The 4,023-nt window shown below is 49.1% G+C and carries 5 protein-coding genes and 1 pseudogene; all 6 read right to left on the minus strand.

What is annotated here, in order from left to right; all coding sequences use genetic code 11:
* Positions 1–519 (minus strand): annotated as a pseudogene (locus ACY69O_RS03910) (N-acetylglucosamine-6-phosphate deacetylase); the annotation flags it as partial.
* Between the two features lie 12 nt (positions 520–531).
* A complete protein-coding gene (nagB, locus tag ACY69O_RS03915; protein WP_462332162.1) occupies positions 532–1,275 on the minus strand; it encodes a glucosamine-6-phosphate deaminase in 744 nt (247 codons plus the stop codon).
* A gap of 41 nt (positions 1,276–1,316) precedes the next feature.
* Positions 1,317–2,210 carry an ROK family protein gene (locus ACY69O_RS03920; RefSeq protein WP_462332163.1) on the minus strand — a complete coding sequence of 298 codons (894 nt, stop codon included), beginning with the start codon at positions 2,208–2,210 and terminating at the stop codon, positions 1,317–1,319.
* Positions 2,211–2,212: 2 nt separating this feature from the next.
* Positions 2,213–2,506 (minus strand): hypothetical protein, encoded by a 294-nt coding sequence (locus tag ACY69O_RS03925; protein ID WP_462332164.1) that lies wholly within the window; start codon positions 2,504–2,506, stop codon positions 2,213–2,215.
* Between the two features lie 33 nt (positions 2,507–2,539).
* Positions 2,540–3,211: an N-acetylmannosamine-6-phosphate 2-epimerase gene (locus tag ACY69O_RS03930; RefSeq protein ID WP_462332165.1), complete on the minus strand. Its 672-nt coding sequence runs from the start codon at positions 3,209–3,211 to the stop codon at positions 2,540–2,542.
* A gap of 157 nt (positions 3,212–3,368) precedes the next feature.
* Positions 3,369–4,023: autotransporter strand-loop-strand O-heptosyltransferase (locus ACY69O_RS03935; protein ID WP_462332166.1), on the minus strand; the 655-nt coding region annotated here is incomplete at its 5' end.

Below are 4,023 nucleotides of genomic sequence, written 5' to 3' on the forward strand. Positions count from 1 at the left end.
AATACGAATGACGTCCTTATACTCCGCAATCTGTGAAAAATCCGCAGGAACAATATGATGCGGAGCCTGTGCGCCCCGCCGCTCAACACTGATGAACGGACCCTCCATGTGTGCGCCGAGCACACGTGCTCCATCCTCAACAGGATTGCTCATAACTTCACGGATATGATTAAACGAGCGGTAAATGCGCGGAAAATCATATGTCATAGTGGTCGGAAGCATTGCGGTTACACCTGTAGCCGCCTGATACCTCGCTATTGCACGGATTGAATCTACTGTCTCATCCATGGTATCACAGCCTACGCAGCCATGAAGGTGCACGTTTATAAATCCCGGCGATACATATCCGCCGTGCGCATCAAGTACGGATTCGAGATTTTCACGTTCTTTTCCGCGAAGCCCCATTTCCGGAACAATACGCGCAATGTACTGGTCATAAAGGAGCGCCTGGTGGTCAACAATCTGAAATTCTCCGTGTTCATCCGGCAGTATAAGACGCCCGTTGATGATTGCTTTCATTGTATCCTCCCGTTACTCGTCCTCTTTTTCACCCAGACGCGCCGCAGCCGCATGGTCTGCCAGCAGAAGCACGTTCCTGTGAAGTCGGAGAATTGATGCAGGCGCCTCCGGGGTGATATCACCGCGCACTGCCTGCCAAAGCGCCTGAGTTTTTCCTGCGCCGCTCGCAAGAAGCAAAATATTCTGCGCAAACATTATTTCCCGCACTCCCACGCTGATAGCCCAGTGAGGCGGTTCCTCAGGCTTAGTGAAAAATCGTGCATTTGCCTGCCTCGTAGCTTCACTGAGCTCCACTACATGCGTATCAGGGACAAAGCACTGCCCCGGTTCGTTGAATCCGATGTGCGCGTTCGGTCCGATACCGAGAATCATAAGGTCGATTCCGCCCGCAGCCTCAATTGCCGCACGGTACCGCCCGCATTCCAGCGCGATATCATCTGCCATTCCGTCAGGCGACATGATATGGTCTTCGCGGATATTGATATTATCGAACAAATTCTTCTTCATGAAATACCGATAGCTCTGCGGGTGATCCTCCGGCAGCCCGATATATTCATCAAGATTGAAGGTACGTACCCTTGAAAAATCCACCCTTCCCTCTTTGCATGCCTCTCCAAGGAGCTTATACAGAAGGAGCGGTGTGCTTCCTGCAGCCAGACCAAGAACGCTGTCAGGTTTATAGGCAATCTGGTTGATGACGAACTCTGCGGCTGCTTCACTCAGGTCTTCATATGAATCGTTGATTCTTACCTTCATTATGGTTCCTCCTAAAGAAAGCTTTCCGTTTCGATTTATCTTTATTTTACACTTTCAAGCTCCAGTATACAATGCAATGCGCCCAACATTCCCGCGTCATTGCCCAAATCCGCGAAAGAAATGCGTGTCGTTTCGAACACATTTGAAATCATCACATTTGAAAGTCTTTTCTTGAGCATCGGCTCCAAAAATTTTTTCTGCGCTGCAATACCTCCACCGATAACAACAGCTTCAGGGTTTACAATACAAGAAATCGTCCAGATTCCCTGCGCAAGATAATCAAGCATTGAATCTATTGCCTCAAGGCAAATACTGTCGCCCTTTTGCGCCCATTCAAATACTTTTTTGCCGTCAACATCACACACGTCCAACGACTTTTTCAGAGCAACCCTCCTAACAAGCGCTGAAGTGGAAGCAAGTTCCTCCAGCGTACCGCCTGCAAGAGGGATATATCCTACTTCGCCTGCAAAATTCGAAGTGCCGTGTATCAGCTTTCCGTTGATTATGACACAGCCTCCGACACCTGTGCCAAGTGTTATGCAGACCAACGGAGAAGCTTCTTTCCCTGCCCCCAGCCACGCCTCGCCGAGCCCTGCACAGTTCACATCATTTTCAACCGTGCAGGGAACACCCGACAATGTCTCAAAAAAATCGCGAAGCTTTGTCCCTGTGTATCCGGGGATATTATCCGACGCAAATTCGATTACGCCTTTTTCCGTGTCAACAACTCCCGCGGAGGATACCCCGATTCCGTTTACCGGGAATTCCTTTTTGATTTCACCGAGCTTCTCTCCCAGCAGTTCAAGCATGGAGTCTATCCCTTTTTCACGAACCGTATTTTTAGCAGAGCCTTTTTTTACAAAACGGCCATTCTCGTCCGCAGCTCCGTATTTTATTTCCGTCCCTCCGATATCGAAAAGCGCGTAAAAGCCCACTCTCATGCCTCCCAGTTCGAAGGAAGCTGTGACGGCGGTACGGGTGGTGGGAGATTCGTCGGATCAGCCTTCGGGTCCGCCTTTATCTGCTTTTCCTTTTCCTCAACCTCCGCTATACCTTCCTTGAATTTCCCCAAAAGATCGCCTACCGCGTCGTCAAAATCCGCACCGATATGAAGCCGTCCTTCTTCGTAGTCCGGTTCTCCCGGCAATTTAACAGCCTGTATCTTCTTTCGTTCATTTGTTGCCGTCAGAAGAATTTCTGCCATCCGTTCCTTTTGATCCTTGATTTCCATCAGAATTTCCTTTCACAATATCCCCAAATCAAATTAAAGCACACGCACAAAATCCTTTGTGATAAGCTGCGGTCTGGTGATAGCCGAACCTACAATCGCAGCCCACACGCCCATATCCATCATGCGTCTTAAATCCTCAGGCGTATGTATCCGTCCCTCGCCGAAAACAGGGACAGATAAATCCGCAGCCAGCCGTGCCGCAGCTGCATAATCCGGCCCTTCCAGCTGCGGCGAATAATCCGTATATCCGGAAAGCGTCGTTGAAACCGCATCCACGCCAAATTTCTCCGCAGCTTTTCCTTCTTCATATGTCGAAATATCCGCCAAAACGAGCCGACCTGCCTCATGAATTTTTTCAATAAGTGTTTCAACCTTTTCTCCATTGGGACGCCGGCGGTTTGTCATATCGAGGGCTATCATCTCACATGGTGTTGAAAGAAGCTCTTCCACCTCACGCATTGTCGGAGTAATGTAAATCGCCGAATCCGCGTAATTTCTCTTTATAAGGCCTATAATGGGAAGCCCCGTCACCTTTTTAATTTCATTTACGTCTTCTGCACCCTGAGCCCGAATAGCCGCTGCGCCGCCTTCCTTTGCCGCCAACGCCATACGTCCCATTATAAACGCGCTGTGAAGAGGCTCCGCTTCAAGTGCCTGACACGACACGATGAGTTTTCCCTTCACCTGTTCAAAAAAAGAATGCATTAATCTGTACACTTCCAAAAGTAAAATTCAAATGCCTAACAGTATATTATTTCTCCATATGCGAAACATTTTCCTTCACATTTATAAAATTTTCATGAAAAGCCTGTACGCTGCAAAGCAGAAAAGCCCACGGAGTCTTCGCTCCGTGAGCTTCATGTCATATTTTCCCCTCAGCCTTATCTCTGCGCAGACAATCCACCGCATCCATGACCATGCGCGGCGAAATTTTCTTCTGGCATTCAAGCTCCCTTTCCTTATCTCCCTTATGCCTCGGGCAGATATCAAAGATAAATTTCGCAAAATCGTCATTAGCACAACCGTTGCATACCATCCTGTTATATACGCGGTACGGCGTATGAAACTCATACCAATCCCGTGTAAATCCTGCAATCATGATAACAGGACAGCCCACCGCCTTCGCAAGCCAGGCAAGGCCGCTGGAAAGACCTACGAAAAAATCCGCGTGTGCCAAAAGCTCCGCTCGCTGAACCAGCGGCAAATTTCCTGTAAAATCCTCCGCTCCCTTCGGCATTTCCGTTACATACCCGTCACGTTCCTGTCTTTTGTCACGGTCGATACAAAGCACCCTGTATCCAAGTTCTCTCAGATAATCTACCAGCATATCCCAGCCCCTTGGCCAAAGCCATCCTTTGTTGGGGGTTGATGCCTGCACCGCTATACAGACATAAGGCTCCACAATCGTTCTTTCTACCGTCGCTGTGTATCTTAGCAGCTGTGGCGTAGGAAGCCCTGTCAAAAGCTGTCCGTACATGGTGAGTGGACGGCTTTCCGCACGTATAGGCAAAGCACTC

Source organism: Schwartzia sp. (in: firmicutes) (assembly GCF_978017985.1).